Source organism: Bacillus sp. TCT6 (assembly GCF_056033845.1).
In genome coordinates this window covers 4740325-4754467 of sequence record NZ_JBVYHX010000001.1, presented here as the reverse complement: position 1 = coordinate 4754467, position 14143 = coordinate 4740325, and the positions used below count along the sequence as shown (strand labels likewise).

General features: G+C 36.8%; 17 protein-coding genes. 14 read left to right on the top strand and 3 right to left on the bottom strand.

Features of this window, described 5'->3' with window-relative positions; genetic code table 11:
* Positions 1-36: 36 nt before the first annotated feature.
* The 14 genes from AC0ONG_RS24530 to AC0ONG_RS24465 all read left to right on the top strand — a co-directional run bounded on the left by AC0ONG_RS24530 (position 37) and on the right by AC0ONG_RS24465 (position 11691).
* On the top strand, positions 37-489 hold the full coding sequence (locus tag AC0ONG_RS24530; RefSeq protein WP_000394721.1) for a DUF4275 family protein: 453 nt from the start codon (positions 37-39) through the stop codon (positions 487-489).
* A 111-nt stretch (positions 490-600) separates the two neighbouring features.
* Positions 601-981 (top strand): phage holin family protein, encoded by a 381-nt coding sequence (locus tag AC0ONG_RS24525; protein WP_001267311.1) that lies wholly within the window; start codon positions 601-603, stop codon positions 979-981.
* A gap of 156 nt (positions 982-1137) precedes the next feature.
* Positions 1138-2067, top strand: coding sequence for an HPr(Ser) kinase/phosphatase (gene hprK / locus AC0ONG_RS24520; protein ID WP_001127251.1), 930 nt, complete (start codon positions 1138-1140; stop codon positions 2065-2067).
* Between the two features lie 24 nt (positions 2068-2091).
* Positions 2092-2904 (top strand): prolipoprotein diacylglyceryl transferase, encoded by an 813-nt coding sequence (gene lgt / locus AC0ONG_RS24515; protein ID WP_000924241.1) that lies wholly within the window; start codon positions 2092-2094, stop codon positions 2902-2904.
* A 67-nt stretch (positions 2905-2971) separates the two neighbouring features.
* A complete protein-coding gene (ppaX, locus tag AC0ONG_RS24510) occupies positions 2972-3622 on the top strand; it encodes a pyrophosphatase PpaX (protein WP_003256046.1) in 651 nt (216 codons plus the stop codon).
* 33 nt (positions 3623-3655) lie between these two features.
* Complete coding sequence (locus AC0ONG_RS24505) at positions 3656-4168, top strand: acyltransferase (protein WP_001255086.1); 513 nt, start codon at positions 3656-3658, stop codon at positions 4166-4168.
* Positions 4169-4307: 139 nt separating this feature from the next.
* Positions 4308-5819 (top strand): tetratricopeptide repeat protein, encoded by a 1512-nt coding sequence (locus AC0ONG_RS24500; RefSeq protein WP_000517718.1) that lies wholly within the window; start codon positions 4308-4310, stop codon positions 5817-5819.
* Positions 5820-5904: 85 nt separating this feature from the next.
* Positions 5905-6861: a thioredoxin-disulfide reductase gene (gene trxB / locus AC0ONG_RS24495; protein WP_001288077.1), complete on the top strand. Its 957-nt coding sequence runs from the start codon at positions 5905-5907 to the stop codon at positions 6859-6861.
* Between the two features lie 165 nt (positions 6862-7026).
* Complete coding sequence (locus AC0ONG_RS24490) at positions 7027-7833, top strand: DUF368 domain-containing protein (RefSeq protein ID WP_000455196.1); 807 nt, start codon at positions 7027-7029, stop codon at positions 7831-7833.
* A 229-nt stretch (positions 7834-8062) separates the two neighbouring features.
* Complete coding sequence (locus AC0ONG_RS24485) at positions 8063-8521, top strand: NUDIX hydrolase (protein WP_001190080.1); 459 nt, start codon at positions 8063-8065, stop codon at positions 8519-8521.
* A 20-nt stretch (positions 8522-8541) separates the two neighbouring features.
* On the top strand, positions 8542-9423 hold the full coding sequence (gene rapZ, locus AC0ONG_RS24480) for an RNase adapter RapZ (RefSeq protein WP_000138458.1): 882 nt from the start codon (positions 8542-8544) through the stop codon (positions 9421-9423).
* Between the two features lie 3 nt (positions 9424-9426).
* Positions 9427-10380: a gluconeogenesis factor YvcK family protein gene (locus tag AC0ONG_RS24475; protein WP_000712190.1), complete on the top strand. Its 954-nt coding sequence runs from the start codon at positions 9427-9429 to the stop codon at positions 10378-10380.
* Between the two features lie 88 nt (positions 10381-10468).
* Positions 10469-11419 carry a DNA-binding protein WhiA gene (gene whiA, locus AC0ONG_RS24470; protein ID WP_000006563.1) on the top strand — a complete coding sequence of 317 codons (951 nt, stop codon included), beginning with the start codon at positions 10469-10471 and terminating at the stop codon, positions 11417-11419.
* 23 nt (positions 11420-11442) lie between these two features.
* On the top strand, positions 11443-11691 hold the full coding sequence (locus tag AC0ONG_RS24465; protein ID WP_000250307.1) for an HPr family phosphocarrier protein: 249 nt from the start codon (positions 11443-11445) through the stop codon (positions 11689-11691).
* A gap of 529 nt (positions 11692-12220) precedes the next feature.
* Here AC0ONG_RS24465 and clpP read toward each other — a convergent pair.
* The 3 genes from clpP to AC0ONG_RS24450 all read right to left on the bottom strand — a co-directional run bounded on the left by clpP (position 12221) and on the right by AC0ONG_RS24450 (position 14139).
* Positions 12221-12802 carry an ATP-dependent Clp endopeptidase proteolytic subunit ClpP gene (gene clpP, locus AC0ONG_RS24460; RefSeq protein WP_001049162.1) on the bottom strand — a complete coding sequence of 194 codons (582 nt, stop codon included), beginning with the start codon at positions 12800-12802 and terminating at the stop codon, positions 12221-12223.
* A gap of 240 nt (positions 12803-13042) precedes the next feature.
* The gene (locus AC0ONG_RS24455; RefSeq protein ID WP_000018929.1) at positions 13043-13912 is read right to left on the bottom strand and encodes a DUF421 domain-containing protein; all 870 of its coding nucleotides are present in this window, start codon (positions 13910-13912) and stop codon (positions 13043-13045) included.
* Between the two features lie 20 nt (positions 13913-13932).
* Complete coding sequence (locus tag AC0ONG_RS24450; RefSeq protein ID WP_000215916.1) at positions 13933-14139, bottom strand: DUF1657 domain-containing protein; 207 nt, start codon at positions 14137-14139, stop codon at positions 13933-13935.
* Between the last annotated feature and the right edge of the window lie 4 nt (positions 14140-14143).

Here is a 14143-nt window from a genome sequence, read left to right as displayed (position 1 = left end):
AAATGACGCTCGGTTTTTATTGTATAGGGGGAGATGATGGAGTTTTTAGATGTGTTGCGAAAGAAGAATATGAAGGTAAGAAAGTTCCAAAAGTGGGGTGTATATTTTCGGAAGCGCTGGGAGAATAACTTTGCAAACCATTTAAGTGATGAAGAAAAAGAAGACATTTTCTTTTACGGAGATAAGTATGTATGTGGATATCTTTGGCACATATTTAGTTATGAGAAAAAGAAGTGCTTAGAAGGAATAGAAGCAGAGAGCGCGTTTCATAATGAAGTGAAAAAGGAGTGCTACATTTTCTACCAACACTGTGATGAGGTACTATTAATAAAGGATGCGAGTTTATTACATATGGATGATACATTGTGTGAGACAGATGATGCGTATAAAGGTGATATCTATATTGTAGATAAAGATTTCACTTGGACTTTTGTAAAAACTCATGAACATAGATGGTGTGGTCCCTATTTCACAAAGAAATGTTGGTAGGTATACAAGCGTGAAGAGTAGAATAAGTTGGTATAAGTATTTGTATGATACTTGCGTTTATTGTCTATTAGCGTATGATGAAATATATATGTTAAAAGGATGTGTAAGAAAATGAGATGGATTGTATCACTTCTTGTAAATAGCGTTGTGTTAATCGCTGTATCGGGACTTTTAAAAGGGATTGCACCAGACGCGTTTTACGTAGCGAATATACAAACTGCAATTATTGCGAGTATTATTTTGGCTGTTTTAAATGTGTTCGTAAAGCCGTTTTTAATTTTAATTACGCTACCAATTACTGTTGTAACTTTCGGCTTCTTCTTAATTGTTATTAATGCGATTACGTTAAAAATAGCAGATTCATTATTAGGAGATGCTTTTAATATATCAGGATTTGGTGTAGCGATTGTTGCGGCAATTTGTATTTCAATTTTTAATATGATTATTGAAAAGGTAATTGTGGAACCTCTATATGAAAAAAAGAGAAAATGACAAAAAGAAAAACATTTCATTATTCGTATGAAATGTTTTTTTCTATTTATCAGAAACCGTATTTCTTGTTTCCAGAAAAAAATGGTACAATATCCGGTAGAATGGAATTTTACATCAAACGAGACTGAACCCGCAGCGGAGTGGAGGTTTATACATATGCCAAAAGTAAGGACAAAAGATTTAATTGAACAATTTCAATTGGAGTTAATAAGTGGTGAGGAAGGAATTCATCGTCCGATTGATACAAGTGATTTATCACGACCTGGAATTGAAATGGCAGGATTCTTTACATATTATCCAGCTGATCGCGTGCAGCTTCTTGGAAAAACGGAGCTTACGTTCTTTGATACGTTAACGACAGAACAAAAACAAGAGAGAATGAAAGCGCTTTGTACCGAGGAGACGCCATGTATTATTATAACTCGTAATCAAGATGTACCAGATGAGTTATTACAAGCATCACGTGAATCAGGCATGCCTTTATTACGTTCTTCTCAAACGACAACGAGATTATCAAGTCGTTTAACCAATTATTTAGAAGGTAAGCTAGCACCAACAACTGCTGTTCATGGTGTATTAGTGGATATTTACGGTGTTGGTGTTTTAATTACAGGTCAAAGTGGTGTTGGTAAAAGTGAGACAGCTCTTGAACTTGTGAAGCGTGGCCATCGCCTTGTTGCGGATGATAGTGTAGAAATTCGCCAAGAAGATGAAGACACATTAGTAGGAAGCTCACCAGATTTAATTGAGCATTTATTAGAAATTCGTGGTCTAGGTATCATTAACGTTATGACGTTATTCGGTGCAGGGGCAGTGCGAAATTATAAGCGTATTACACTTGTTATTAATCTTGAAATTTGGGATCAAAAGAAAAATTATGATCGCTTAGGTCTTGATGAAGAGAAGATGAAAATTATTGATACAGAACTTACGAAGATTACACTTCCAGTTCGTCCTGGTCGAAACTTGGCTGTTATTATTGAAGTAGCAGCGATGAACTTCCGTTTAAAGCGTATGGGAGTCAATGCAGCACAGCAGTTCTCAGAACGATTAATGAGTGCGATTGAGTTAGGGAATCAGGAGTAAACATTGGAGAGGGAGGTCATACATATGCTGTTAGGTTCTGTACCGCAGCTTGACCGCGTAGCTGTCCAACTTGGGCCGTTTCCTGTTTATTGGTACGGGATTATTATCGGTACAGGTGTGCTATTAGGTCTTTGGCTAGCAACTCGCGAGGGAGAAAGGCTAGGTATTCCAAAAGATACATTTGTTGACCTTGTATTAATTGCAGTACCGATCGCTATTCTATTTGCGAGAATGTATTATGTTATTTTTGAATGGGAATATTACGCGCAAAACCCGAGTCAAATTATTAATATTCGTCAAGGTGGCTTGGCGATTCATGGTGGTTTAATCGGAGCGGTTATTACCGGAATTCTTTTTGCAAAGCGACGCGGGGTTTCATTCTGGAAGTTGGCGGATATTGCTGCGCCAAGTATTTTACTAGGACAAGCAATTGGCCGATGGGGAAACTTTATGAACCAAGAGGCACATGGTGATGAAGTAACGAGACAGTTTTTAGAAGGTCTTCATTTACCAGATTTCATTATTAATCAAATGTATATTGAGGGTGTGTACTATCATCCGACGTTTTTATATGAATCATTATGGAATTTTGTAGGTGTAATTTTACTACTTGCATTAAGAAAAGTGAATTTACGCCGCGGGGAATTATTCTTCACATATTTAATTTGGTATTCAGTAGGACGCTTCTTCGTAGAAGGCTTACGTACAGATAGTTTAATGCTAGGACCACTTCGTATTGCACAAGTAATGTCAATTGGACTTGTTGTTATTTCTATTATTTTCATTATTGTGAGACGAAAAATGGGGCAAGCTGATAAAAGATATTCGGAAAATTAGAGAAAAGTAGCATCTTATTGTAAGATGCTGCTTCTTTCATATTCAGGAAAGCGAAAGGACTAAGGCAATGAGAATAAATACAGTGTTATTTGATTTAGATGGAACTTTAATTAATACAAACGAACTTATTATTTCTTCTTTTTTACATACTTTACATACATATTATCCAAATCAATATAAGCGTGAAGATGTGTTGCCATTTATCGGTCCATCTTTGCATGATACTTTCAGCAAGATTGATGAAAGTAAGGTTGAAGAGATGATTACAAGCTATCGCGAATTTAACCATGATCATCATGATGAATTAGTAGAAGAATATGAAACTGTATATGAAACAGTTCGAGAGTTGAAGAAGCAAGGTTATAAAGTTGGTATTGTTACAACGAAAGCGAGACAAACCGTTGAGATGGGATTACAGTTGTCAAAGCTTGATGAATTTTTTGATGTTGTCGTGACAATTGATGATGTAGAGCATGTGAAACCACATCCAGAGCCACTTCAAAAAGCGCTTGAATTATTAGATGCAAAACCAGAAGAGGCATTGATGGTTGGGGATAATCATCATGATATTGTCGGTGGTCAAAATGCGGGGACGAAAACAGCTGCGGTTTCATGGACGTTGAAAGGTAGAGCGTATTTAGAAGCTTACAAGCCGGACTTTATGCTAGATAAAATGAGTGATTTGCTACCGATTTTGTCTAATATGAACCGTTCATAAAGGTCCAAGTAAGTTAGTAGAGGAGCGAGCTAAGTGCGACGGACAACGCGCTATCCTGTTTCAGGAGGAAATTCATTATGGAATGTGTATAAAACAGTGTCTTTTTGGAAGGTAATGAAAAACTTTATTATTATCCAAATTGCGCGTTACACGCCATTTTTATCTGTGAAGAATTGGTTGTACCGTACTTTTTTACGGATGAAAGTAGGAAAGAAAACATCATTTGCACTTATGGTAATGCCGGATATTATGTTCCCAGAAAAGATAACTGTGGGAGAGAATTCGATTATTGGTTATAACACAACGCTTTTAGCACATGAATATTTAATTCGTGAATATCGACTTGGGGAAATCATCATTGGAAATGAAGTGATGATTGGAGCGAATGTAACAATATTACCAGGTGTGAAAATTGGAGATGGTGCGACTGTCTCAGCTGGCACACTTGTTCATAGAGATGTACCGAGCGGAGCTTTCGTAGGTGGAAATCCAATGCGTATTATTTATACGAAAGAGCAAATGACCGCAAGAGAAGGTTCATGGTGAAAATGTAACATTTCTCTCCTTTTTTTATGAATAAAAAGGAAATAATTGAGTAGAATATACTGTTTTGTTTTTTACGGAATCGTTTATACTTATAGATAGAAGAATGTGTGAACGAAGAAAACAAAAAACTGGAGGATATATGGGGAAAAATCAAAGAATATATAAGGAGAACGGACAAGTTATCTCTTTTAATCAGCTAGCGGACTTCTTTTATAAAAAAGGGATGAGAGCTTACAAAGGGCAAAAATTGCAAGATGCAATTAAATATTTTCGAAGAGCGGCACAAAGTGAGAAGGAGCCGTTTATTTTATGTCAATTAGCATCAGTATTATCTGAGGCTGGTGAATATCAAGAATCGAATCAAATCTTCTTAAAGTTAGTTAGATCTAATCCAGAACTTGAACAGTGCTATTATTTTATTGCAAATAATTATGCATATATGGGGTTATTTCAACAGGCGAAGAAATATGCGGATCGCTATTTAGAATTTGCAAAAGAAAAGGAATTCGTAGAAGATACATTAGAACTTCTTGAGATTATGGAAGAAGAAGCAATGGGTGCGGAAGAGATTGAAGATGAAGATGATTTAATTGTTATGCAGGAAGAAGCGAATCGTTATATTCGTAATGGACAATTGGAAGAAGCGATTGCTACATTAGAAATTGTTACGAAAGATTATCCGGAATTTTGGTCAGGTCATAATAATTTAGCCATTGCACATTTTCAATCTGGTAATGTAGACAAGGCACTGAAGTTAACAGAAATGATTTTAGAGAAAAATCCTGGTAATATACATGCGCTTTGTAATACGCTTATTTTTCTATATTCAATTGGAGAGCATAAACAAGTAGAAGCGTTAGCGGGACAGCTAGTTTCAGTATATCCGATTTCATTTGAACATCGTTTGAAACTGGGAACCACACTTGCAACGATTGGTTATTTCGAGCATGCATATAAATGGTTCAAATTATTAAAGCGTCAAGGATACGAGGGAGACGTTAGTTTTTATTATTGGTTTGCATATTCTGCTTATATGGTGAAAGATCAGCAACTAGCTGAAAAAATGTGGCAACATGTCGTGGAATTGCACCCTGATAAAAAAGGAAAAGAGCCCTGGAATGCGCTGAATTTAGCAGATGAAGGACAAAGTTTGCTATTTGAAGAATTACGAAAATCATTTCAGCAAAGTGCGACGTTAGAAGAACAAATGCTGGCTTTATATTTAATGAATGAATTGTCAACGCCGGAGAAGGTTGGATTCTTCTTTGATATAACGCAAGCGAAGAACGGTGTTCCCATCGTATCACAACTTGCAAATTACTTCTTTTTACTTAATAGTCATAAGAGTATTCCAGCTGATTTACAACAATTTGAGCAGTGCGTACGAATCGCGGATGCATTATACAATTATACGAAAAAAGATGATGAATTAATTGAAGAGTGTTTACACTTTTGGTTTTGTACGTTCATACGTTTATATACATCTGGAGATATATTTACAAATGTGTACGGCTGGTCAGCTGCGATTGAATACATTGTACGCGGCGAACAAGGAAATAAAATGACACAGTCGGAGCTTGGAGATGTATATAATGTATCTGTAGCGACTGTCCGAAAGTATGTGCAAGCTGTTAAGCGTACGCACACATAAGATAAGCAAATCATTGGGAAAAAAATGATGCTAACAGTATAATGAGGGTAACTTAATTGTGTAGGAATGGATAGGAGTGAATAGTGTGTCAGAAGAAAAAATTTATGATGTCGTTATTATTGGTGCAGGACCAGCTGGTATGACAGCTGCAGTATATACATCTCGTGCAAATTTAAGCACATTAATGCTTGAGCGTGGTATTCCAGGTGGCCAAATGGCAAACACAGAAGATGTAGAAAACTACCCAGGTTATGAGTCTATTTTAGGACCAGACTTATCAAATAAAATGTTTGAGCATGCGAAGAAATTTGGTGCTGAATATGCATACGGTGATGTGAAAGAAGTCATCGATGGTAAAGAATACAAAACAATTATTGCTGGTAAAAAAGAATATAAAGCACGTGCAATTATCGTTGCAAGCGGTGCAGAGTATAAAAAAATTGGTGTACCGGGTGAAACAGAACTTGGCGGCCGTGGTGTATCATATTGTGCAGTATGTGACGGGGCATTCTTTAAAGAAAAAGAACTTATCGTAATTGGCGGCGGAGATTCTGCTGTTGAAGAGGGTGTATTCTTAACGCGCTTTGCATCAAAAGTAACGATTGTTCACCGTCGTGACACGCTTCGTGCACAGAAAATTTTACAAGACCGTGCTTTCCAAAATGAAAAAGTAGATTTCATTTGGAACCATACTATAAAAGAAATCAACGAAGCAAGTGGTAAAGTAGGAAGTGTAACACTTGTCGACGTAAACAGTGGAGAAGAGAAAGAAGTCAAAACTGACGGCGTATTCGTATACATCGGTATGTTACCATTATCAAAACCATTTGTTGAACTAGGTATTACAAATGAAAATGGTTACCTTGAAACGAACGAACGTATGGAAACGAAAATTCCTGGTATTTTTGCAGCTGGTGATGTTCGTGAAAAAATGCTTCGTCAAATTGTAACTGCAACAGGTGACGGTAGTATTGCAGCACAAAGTGCTCAACATTACGTAGAAGAATTATTAGAGGAATTAAAAACTGTATCAGAAAAATAAGGGATAATATACCTTGTGAGAAGAAAGCTACCGACAGGAGCTTTCTTCTTTTTTTGTTTGAAAATGTCAAAGTTTTGTCAAAAAATATTAGGATTATAAGCTTTCTTATTGATATACTGGACTTTACGGAAAAAATCACTATAAGAAATGAGGAATTTATTCAGTATGGAATGGCGTAATATATATCGTGGATTTTGTATGGGCGTTAGTGATTTAATTCCTGGTGTGAGCGGCGGTACAATCGCTGTTGTGTTAGGGATTTATGAACAATTACTTGCGGCAATTAGTGGATTCTTTAGTCGTGAATGGAAAAAACATTTAGGATTTTTAATTCCCCTTGCAGCTGGTGTGGCAGCAGCATTTTTAACGTTAAGTCACGTTATTAAATATTTACTTGCAAATCATTATGAACCGACTCAATTTTTCTTCCTCGGTTTAATTATTAGTATATTACCGATGTTAATGAGAGAAGCTGATGCAAAGTCATCGTTTAAAGGTAAGCACATTGTTTTATTAATAGTTGCAGCAATTCTTGTTGCGATTACAGCTTTCTTTAAACCAGATAAGGCAGCAGATCCAATTACGACGTTAACAATTTTAAATGCAATTGGTTTATTTTTCGCAGGATGGATGGCTAGTATGGCCATGCTGCTTCCTGGGATTAGTGGATCGTTTATTTTATTAATTATTGGTGTGTATCCAACAGCAATTAACGCTTTAACTACACTTAATTTACCTTTAATCGTGGTTATCGGTGCTGGTGTTATGGTCGGATTTGTTGTAAGTAGTAAAGGCATTAGTTTTTTATTAGATCGTTATAAAAGTATGACATTTGCGGCAATTATTGGACTTGTAATCGGTTCGATTGTAATTGTGTTCCCTGGGATTCCGACTGGCGGATTTTCAATTATAAGTTCGATTATTACCTTTATTTTAGGATTTGCGATTGTTACTTATTTCGGTAAGAAATAAAGGCTTTAATCCCCTTGGCGATAAAAATCGTTAAGGGGATTTTTTATGCTATTCATTGAAAGTCTAAGCATTTACATTGCTTGTTATAGAAAGCTTTTTTAAAATTGTTGAGTAGCATATGCTTAACGAAAGAGGACTGGCTCCTTCGTTGTAGCAAACTGTTTTTGATAGTATAATGAAAGAAGTATGCAGTGAGGAATTTTACTGCAAGTAGCTGAGGTGAAGAAACATGCAAAGAGTGACAAACTGTGTGTTAATTAGAGATAATGAAGTACTCTTACTCCAAAAACCTCGCCGAAATTGGTGGGTTGCACCAGGCGGGAAAATGGAGCGTGGTGAGACTGTAAGAGATTCCGTTGTTCGCGAGTATCGTGAAGAAACAGGTATTTATTTGAAAAACCCAGCGTTAAAGGGGGTCTTCACCTTTGTCATCCAAGAAGGTGATAAAGTTGTTTCTGAATGGATGATGTTCTCCTTTTTAGCGACAGATTTTGCAGGAGAAAACAAACTAGAGAGCGAAGAAGGCATCATTGGTTGGCATACATTTGACAAAATTGATGATTTAGCAATGGCGCCAGGAGATTATCACATTATTGATTACTTAATTAAAGGAAATGGCATAATCTACGGTACATTTGTATATACCCCAGATTTTGAGTTGCTTTCATATCGATTAGATCCGAGTTAAACCGTCAAGGAGAGGATACGATGACAGAGAATAATGATATAAAAATGGTAATTATTACAGGGATGTCTGGAGCTGGAAAAACAGTAGCTTTACAAAGTTTTGAAGATTTAGGATATTTTTGTGTAGATAATTTGCCACCGATGTTATTGCCAAAGTTTATTGAACTTATGGCGGATTCAAAAGGGAAAATGAATAAAGTGGCACTTGGTATTGATTTACGTGGCCGCGAGTTTTTCGAACATTTATGGGGAGCGCTTGATGATTTATCAGAACGTACATGGATTATTCCTCATATTTTATTTTTAGATGCGAAAGATAGTACGCTTGTAACTCGTTATAAAGAAACGAGACGTTCGCATCCACTTGCACCAACTGGTTTGCCGTTAAAGGGAATCGAAGCAGAGCGCGATTTATTAACAGATATGAAGGCACGAGCGAATATTGTGCTTGATACATCGGATTTAAAACCGAAAGAATTACGTGAAAAAATTGTTCACTTGTTCTCAACAGAAACTGAGCAAGCATTTCGTGTAAATGTTATGTCATTTGGATTTAAGTACGGTATTCCAATTGATGCAGATTTAGTATTTGATGTTCGTTTTTTACCAAATCCATATTACATTCCACATATGAAGCCATTAACAGGACTAGATGAAGAAGTTTCTTCGTATGTACTGAAATTTAATGAGACACATAAGTTTTTAGAGAAGTTGACGGATCTGATTACTTTCATGTTGCCTCATTATAAAAGAGAAGGCAAAAGTCAACTTGTAATTGCAATTGGATGTACAGGTGGACAGCATCGTTCTGTTACGCTTACAGAATACCTTGGGAAACATTTGAAACCAGAGTATAGTGTTCATGTATCTCATCGTGATGTGGAGAAGAGAAAGGGCCATTAAGGGATGAAAAAAGAGAGAAAGCCTAAAATTGTTATCATGGGAGGCGGAACTGGACTCTCTGTTTTATTAAGAGGATTAAAGCAATATCCTGTTGATATTACAGCAGTTGTTACAATCGCTGATGATGGTGGCAGTTCAGGTAGATTACGTGATGAGCTAGAAATTCCACCTCCAGGTGACATCCGTAACGTACTTGTTGCGTTATCGGATGTAGAGCCACTGGTGGAAGCTTTATTTCAGCACCGTTTCACAACAGGGGACGGACTGAAAGGTCATGCGTTAGGAAATCTATTGTTGGCAGGTATGACCTCAATTACAGGAGACTTTTTCCATGCAATTACGGAAACAAGTAAAGTATTAAATGTCAGAGGACGTGTATTACCAGCAGCGAATCAAAGTGCGGTACTTCATGCGGAACTTGAAGATGGAGAAATTGTAACAGGCGAATCAAAGATTCCTTATTACGGAAAGAAGATTAATCGTGTCTTTTTAACTCCAGAAGATGTAGAGCCATTGCATGAAACGTTGGCTGAGATTAAACGAGCTGATTTACTCGTTTTCGGTCCAGGAAGTTTGTATACAAGTATATTACCCAACTTAGTTGTTAATAAAATTGGGGATGCTGTTCTTGCTGCAAAGGCGAATAAGGTGTATGTATGTAACGTTATGACACAAGCGGGTGAAACGATGGGATATACTGCTTTTGATCATGTGCAGGCGTTACACGATCATTTAGGGCAACCATTTATCAATACTGCAATTGTAAATAACCGTGATATTCCTTGTGAATTACGTAAGTTATATGAGGAAGAAATGTCTACACCAGTTGTAGTGGATGAAGAACGTTTTGCTGAAAATAATATTGATGTCATTCAAGGTGGATTAGCGAAGTATGATGATCGTGTTGTAAGGCATGATACGTTAAAGTTAGCTTCGATTTTATATTCATTGTTATAAATATGCGTTGCCTCGTTTGAGGTAGCGCTCCTCATTCATATAGGACAAGAATTTTGTTCCATAATAATCGTATAAGGAGGTGTTGACTGTGTCATTTGCATCAGAAACAAAGAAAGAGCTGACGAACCTTGAAATGAAGGAATGCTGTGAAAAAGCTGAATTATCAGCGTTACTTCGAATGAATGGATCGCTTTCTTTTTCAAACCGTCGTCTATCTATTGATATTCAAACAGAAAATGCGGCAATTGCAAGAAGAATTTATACGCTTTTGAAAAAGGGATATGACGTAACGGTAGAATTGCTTGTTCGTAAAAAAATGCGATTGAAGAAAAATAATGTATATATCGTAAGGCTTGTTGAGAAGTCTCGCGAAATATTAGCCGATCTTCATATCGTGCGAGATGACTTTTCATTTATTCGAAATATATCACAAGAATTGATTGAGAAGAAGTGTTGTAAACGATCGTATTTACGCGGTGCATTTTTAGCAGGTGGTTCAGTAAATAACCCAGAAACATCATCTTATCATTTAGAGATCTTTTCGTTATATAAGGAACATAATGATGCTATATGTGAACTGATGAACGGATTTGATTTAAATAGTAAGACGCTGGAAAGAAGAAAAGGGTACATTACGTATTTGAAAGAAGCGGAGAAAATTACGGAATTTTTAAATATTATTGGTGCTCATAATGCGCTTTTAAGATTTGAAGATATTAGAATCGTACGTGATATGCGTAATTCCGTAAATCGTTTAGTGAACTGCGAAACAGCTAATTTAAATAAAACAATTGGTGCAGCGCTAAGGCAAATTGAAAATATCCGCTATATTGATGAGACGGTTGGTCTTGATATATTGCCAGATAAACTACGAGAAATTGCGCAGCTACGAAGAGATTATCAAGATGTAACATTGAAAGAGTTAGGTGAGATGGTATCCGGGGGGAAAATTAGTAAATCGGGTATTAATCATCGTTTGCGTAAAATCGATGAAATTGCAGAGAAATTACGCGCGGGGGAAACGGTAGCAAAAAAATAAGAGGTTAAAGGGGAAATGGAGCTGTGGTTCAAAAACGAGTTCAGGTTTCATTAAAAAACGGTTTACAAGCACGTCCGGCTGCGTTGTTTGTACAAGAGGCAAATCGCTTTCATGCAGATATCTTCATTGAGAAAGATGGAAAGACAGTAAATGCAAAGAGCATAATGGGGATTATGAGCTTAGCAATTGGAACTGGTAGCATGATAACAATTACAACAGAAGGTTCAGATGCAGAAGAGGCTTTAGAAGCATTAGCTGCATATGTACAATAAGAAACTATCGCGTATATGCGATAGTTTTTTGTTTTTGCTGTTTACTTAAAGGGAGTTTTCGGGATAGGGGGTATGTAGGTGGTTTGTCCTTGTCGTAGATTGTCGGTAAATCGATATGTTGTGTCGAACCGTTGATATATTAAAAAAATCGTTGATATAATTTGAGTTTTGTTCGATATAATTGAAAAATCGTTGATATATTTAGAGGGATACTGGATAGGGTATACAGACGGAGGTATATGATAATAAAAAAGCGCCCAATTATAGGGCGCTTCCGCTTTTAGTTGTATCCAGCTCCAGCGGCTAGAATGGTCGGTGGCTTCGCTTCTTCCGCCGAGGTAAAAAGCACCTCTTTGTCAGAAGCTCCATCCTCCTCCCATTCTGAACGAGCCGCTTCCGCTTTTAGTATATCCAGCTCCAGCGGCTAGAATCTCCGGTCGTTTCGCCCTTCATTCGAGGCAAAAATCGCCTCGGAATCAGGTGCTCCATCGCCCTGCGATTCTGAACGAGCCGCTTCCGCTTTTAGTTATTAACGATTTGTAAAGATCTTATCGATTAAACCGTATTCTAAAGCTTTTTCTGCTGTCATGAAGTTGTCGCGGTCTGTGTCGCGTTGTAGTACTTCAAGTGGTTGACCAGTGCGGTCAGCAAGAATTTGGTTTAGTTTTTCACGTAAGAATAGGATACGTTTTGCAGCGATTTCGATTTCAGTCGCTTGACCTTGTGCTCCACCAAGTGGTTGGTGAATCATTACTTCACTGTTTGGAAGTGCATAACGTTTTCCTTTTTCACCTGCTGCAAGTAAGAATGCACCCATAGATGCTGCCATACCGATACAGATTGTTGATACTTGTGGTTTAATAAACTGCATTGTATCATAGATTGCCATACCTGCTGTGATAGAACCACCAGGGCTGTTGATGTAGATGTGAATATCTTTTTCTGGATCTTGAGATTCCAAGAATAAAAGCTGGGAAACGATTGAGTTAGCTACGTTGTCATCAATTGCACTACCAAGCATAATGATGCGGTCTTTTAATAGTCGAGAGTAAATATCGTAAGCGCGTTCTCCACGATTTGTTTGTTCAATTACTGTAGGAATTAAATTCATCTGTTATTTCCTCCTTCTAAAGCTTTCTTAGTCTTATAATACAATTATGGTCAATAAAGGTCAAACGAAACCACTTTAAATCAAAAAAATATGTAGTTGTATCATGAAATATTCGCTATGTTTTCGAAATTCCCTGCTTATGTATCTTCAACATCATAACCGAATTCCATAAATTTAAACGTTATGAAAACTGGAGAAAAAGGAAAAGAACGCTTGTTAACTGAAGCGTTCTTTCGATAATTAGTCTTTTAAAAGATAGGTAACTCTATTTAAAATCTTTTCGATTTGTTTCGCGTTTTTACTATACATTTCGCTTGCTGATTTCGACTTTGTTTCTAGAGAAAATAGTTCAAGATCAGCATGACATTTTTTTAAAGATGCTAATAATAAAGGCTTATTTTGAGGAGAAGGCATTTGTAGTTTGTCATTGTAAATGTCGATAGTAAGTTGTCCGTATGAATCTACTTGACCGAGAAAAACATTTTCGATAACAACACCGAGCTTTTCTAGTTCAGAGTGTAGCCAAGCGCGGTTATGCCCGTTTGCTGAAAGTGGTTCATCTAGTACATTTCCATCCATAATAACAGTTTGTGGTTCTTTTTCATTTGGCACTTTTAAACCGAGATCTTTTGCAGTAAGTGGCTGAGAATCTTTCTTTAATAATACATTTAATTCTCCGCTCGGTTCTAAGACAGCAAATTCGACTTCAGCTATACTAAATGCACCATTTCCTCTAAGAAGTTCAAGTAACTCATCACTTGTATATTTCTCTTTCTTTAAATTATCCTCAAGTACTTTGCCATCCTTTATTAAAACTGTAGACTTCCCTTCAAAGAAATCTCTAGCAGTTTTGTTTTTCAAGGAAAGAATTCCAACGAAAAAAGGTACGGAGGCGAAAATAAGTATTGCAAAGACACCGTGGAAAAACTTTTGATCAAGCCCTGTAGCTATTTGAGCAGCGATATCACCGATTGTCATTCCCGCTATGTATTCAAAAAAGGAAAGCTGAGAGATTTGCCTTTTTCCTAAGCACTTTGTAATAGTGAATAAAATAATTAATATGAATACAGAGCGAAGGATGACAAGTGTCCATTCCGGTAGGTGAGACATAGTCATTTCCTCCAGTCTACTTAAAACCCTTTATATTGAGGTTCTTCACGTTCTAATACTGAAACTCTATCCTGTAAATCAGCGATGACACTGTCCATTTCTAACATACATTCATGAAATACGCGTTTAGCTTCATCGTCTGTAGAATTTAGTGAAAGGGAACTTAAGCTTGCTTGAGCGCCTCTTACACTAGCAAGGCAAGTTTTTACGCTAGCGATAACAGTCATATAA

Bases quoted from the DNA above. Each gene is read 5' to 3' on its own strand.
- AC0ONG_RS24530 (WP_000394721.1), top strand. From the start codon at position 37: ATGGAGTTTTTAGATGTGTTGCGAAAGAAGAATATGAAGGTAAGAAAG.
- AC0ONG_RS24525 (WP_001267311.1), top strand. From the start codon at position 601: ATGAGATGGATTGTATCACTTCTTGTAAATAGCGTTGTGTTAATCGCT.
- hprK (WP_001127251.1), top strand. From the start codon at position 1,138: ATGCCAAAAGTAAGGACAAAAGATTTAATTGAACAATTTCAATTGGAG.
- lgt (WP_000924241.1), top strand. From the start codon at position 2,092: ATGCTGTTAGGTTCTGTACCGCAGCTTGACCGCGTAGCTGTCCAACTT.
- ppaX (WP_003256046.1), top strand. From the start codon at position 2,972: ATGAGAATAAATACAGTGTTATTTGATTTAGATGGAACTTTAATTAAT.
- AC0ONG_RS24500 (WP_000517718.1), top strand. From the start codon at position 4,308: ATGGGGAAAAATCAAAGAATATATAAGGAGAACGGACAAGTTATCTCT.
- AC0ONG_RS24490 (WP_000455196.1), top strand. From the start codon at position 7,027: ATGGAATGGCGTAATATATATCGTGGATTTTGTATGGGCGTTAGTGAT.
- AC0ONG_RS24485 (WP_001190080.1), top strand. From the start codon at position 8,063: ATGCAAAGAGTGACAAACTGTGTGTTAATTAGAGATAATGAAGTACTC.
- rapZ (WP_000138458.1), top strand. From the start codon at position 8,542: ATGACAGAGAATAATGATATAAAAATGGTAATTATTACAGGGATGTCT.
- AC0ONG_RS24475 (WP_000712190.1), top strand. From the start codon at position 9,427: ATGAAAAAAGAGAGAAAGCCTAAAATTGTTATCATGGGAGGCGGAACT.
- clpP (WP_001049162.1), bottom strand. From the start codon at position 12,802: ATGAATTTAATTCCTACAGTAATTGAACAAACAAATCGTGGAGAACGC.
- AC0ONG_RS24455 (WP_000018929.1), bottom strand. From the start codon at position 13,912: ATGTCTCACCTACCGGAATGGACACTTGTCATCCTTCGCTCTGTATTC.
- AC0ONG_RS24450 (WP_000215916.1), bottom strand. From the start codon at position 14,139: ATGACTGTTATCGCTAGCGTAAAAACTTGCCTTGCTAGTGTAAGAGGC.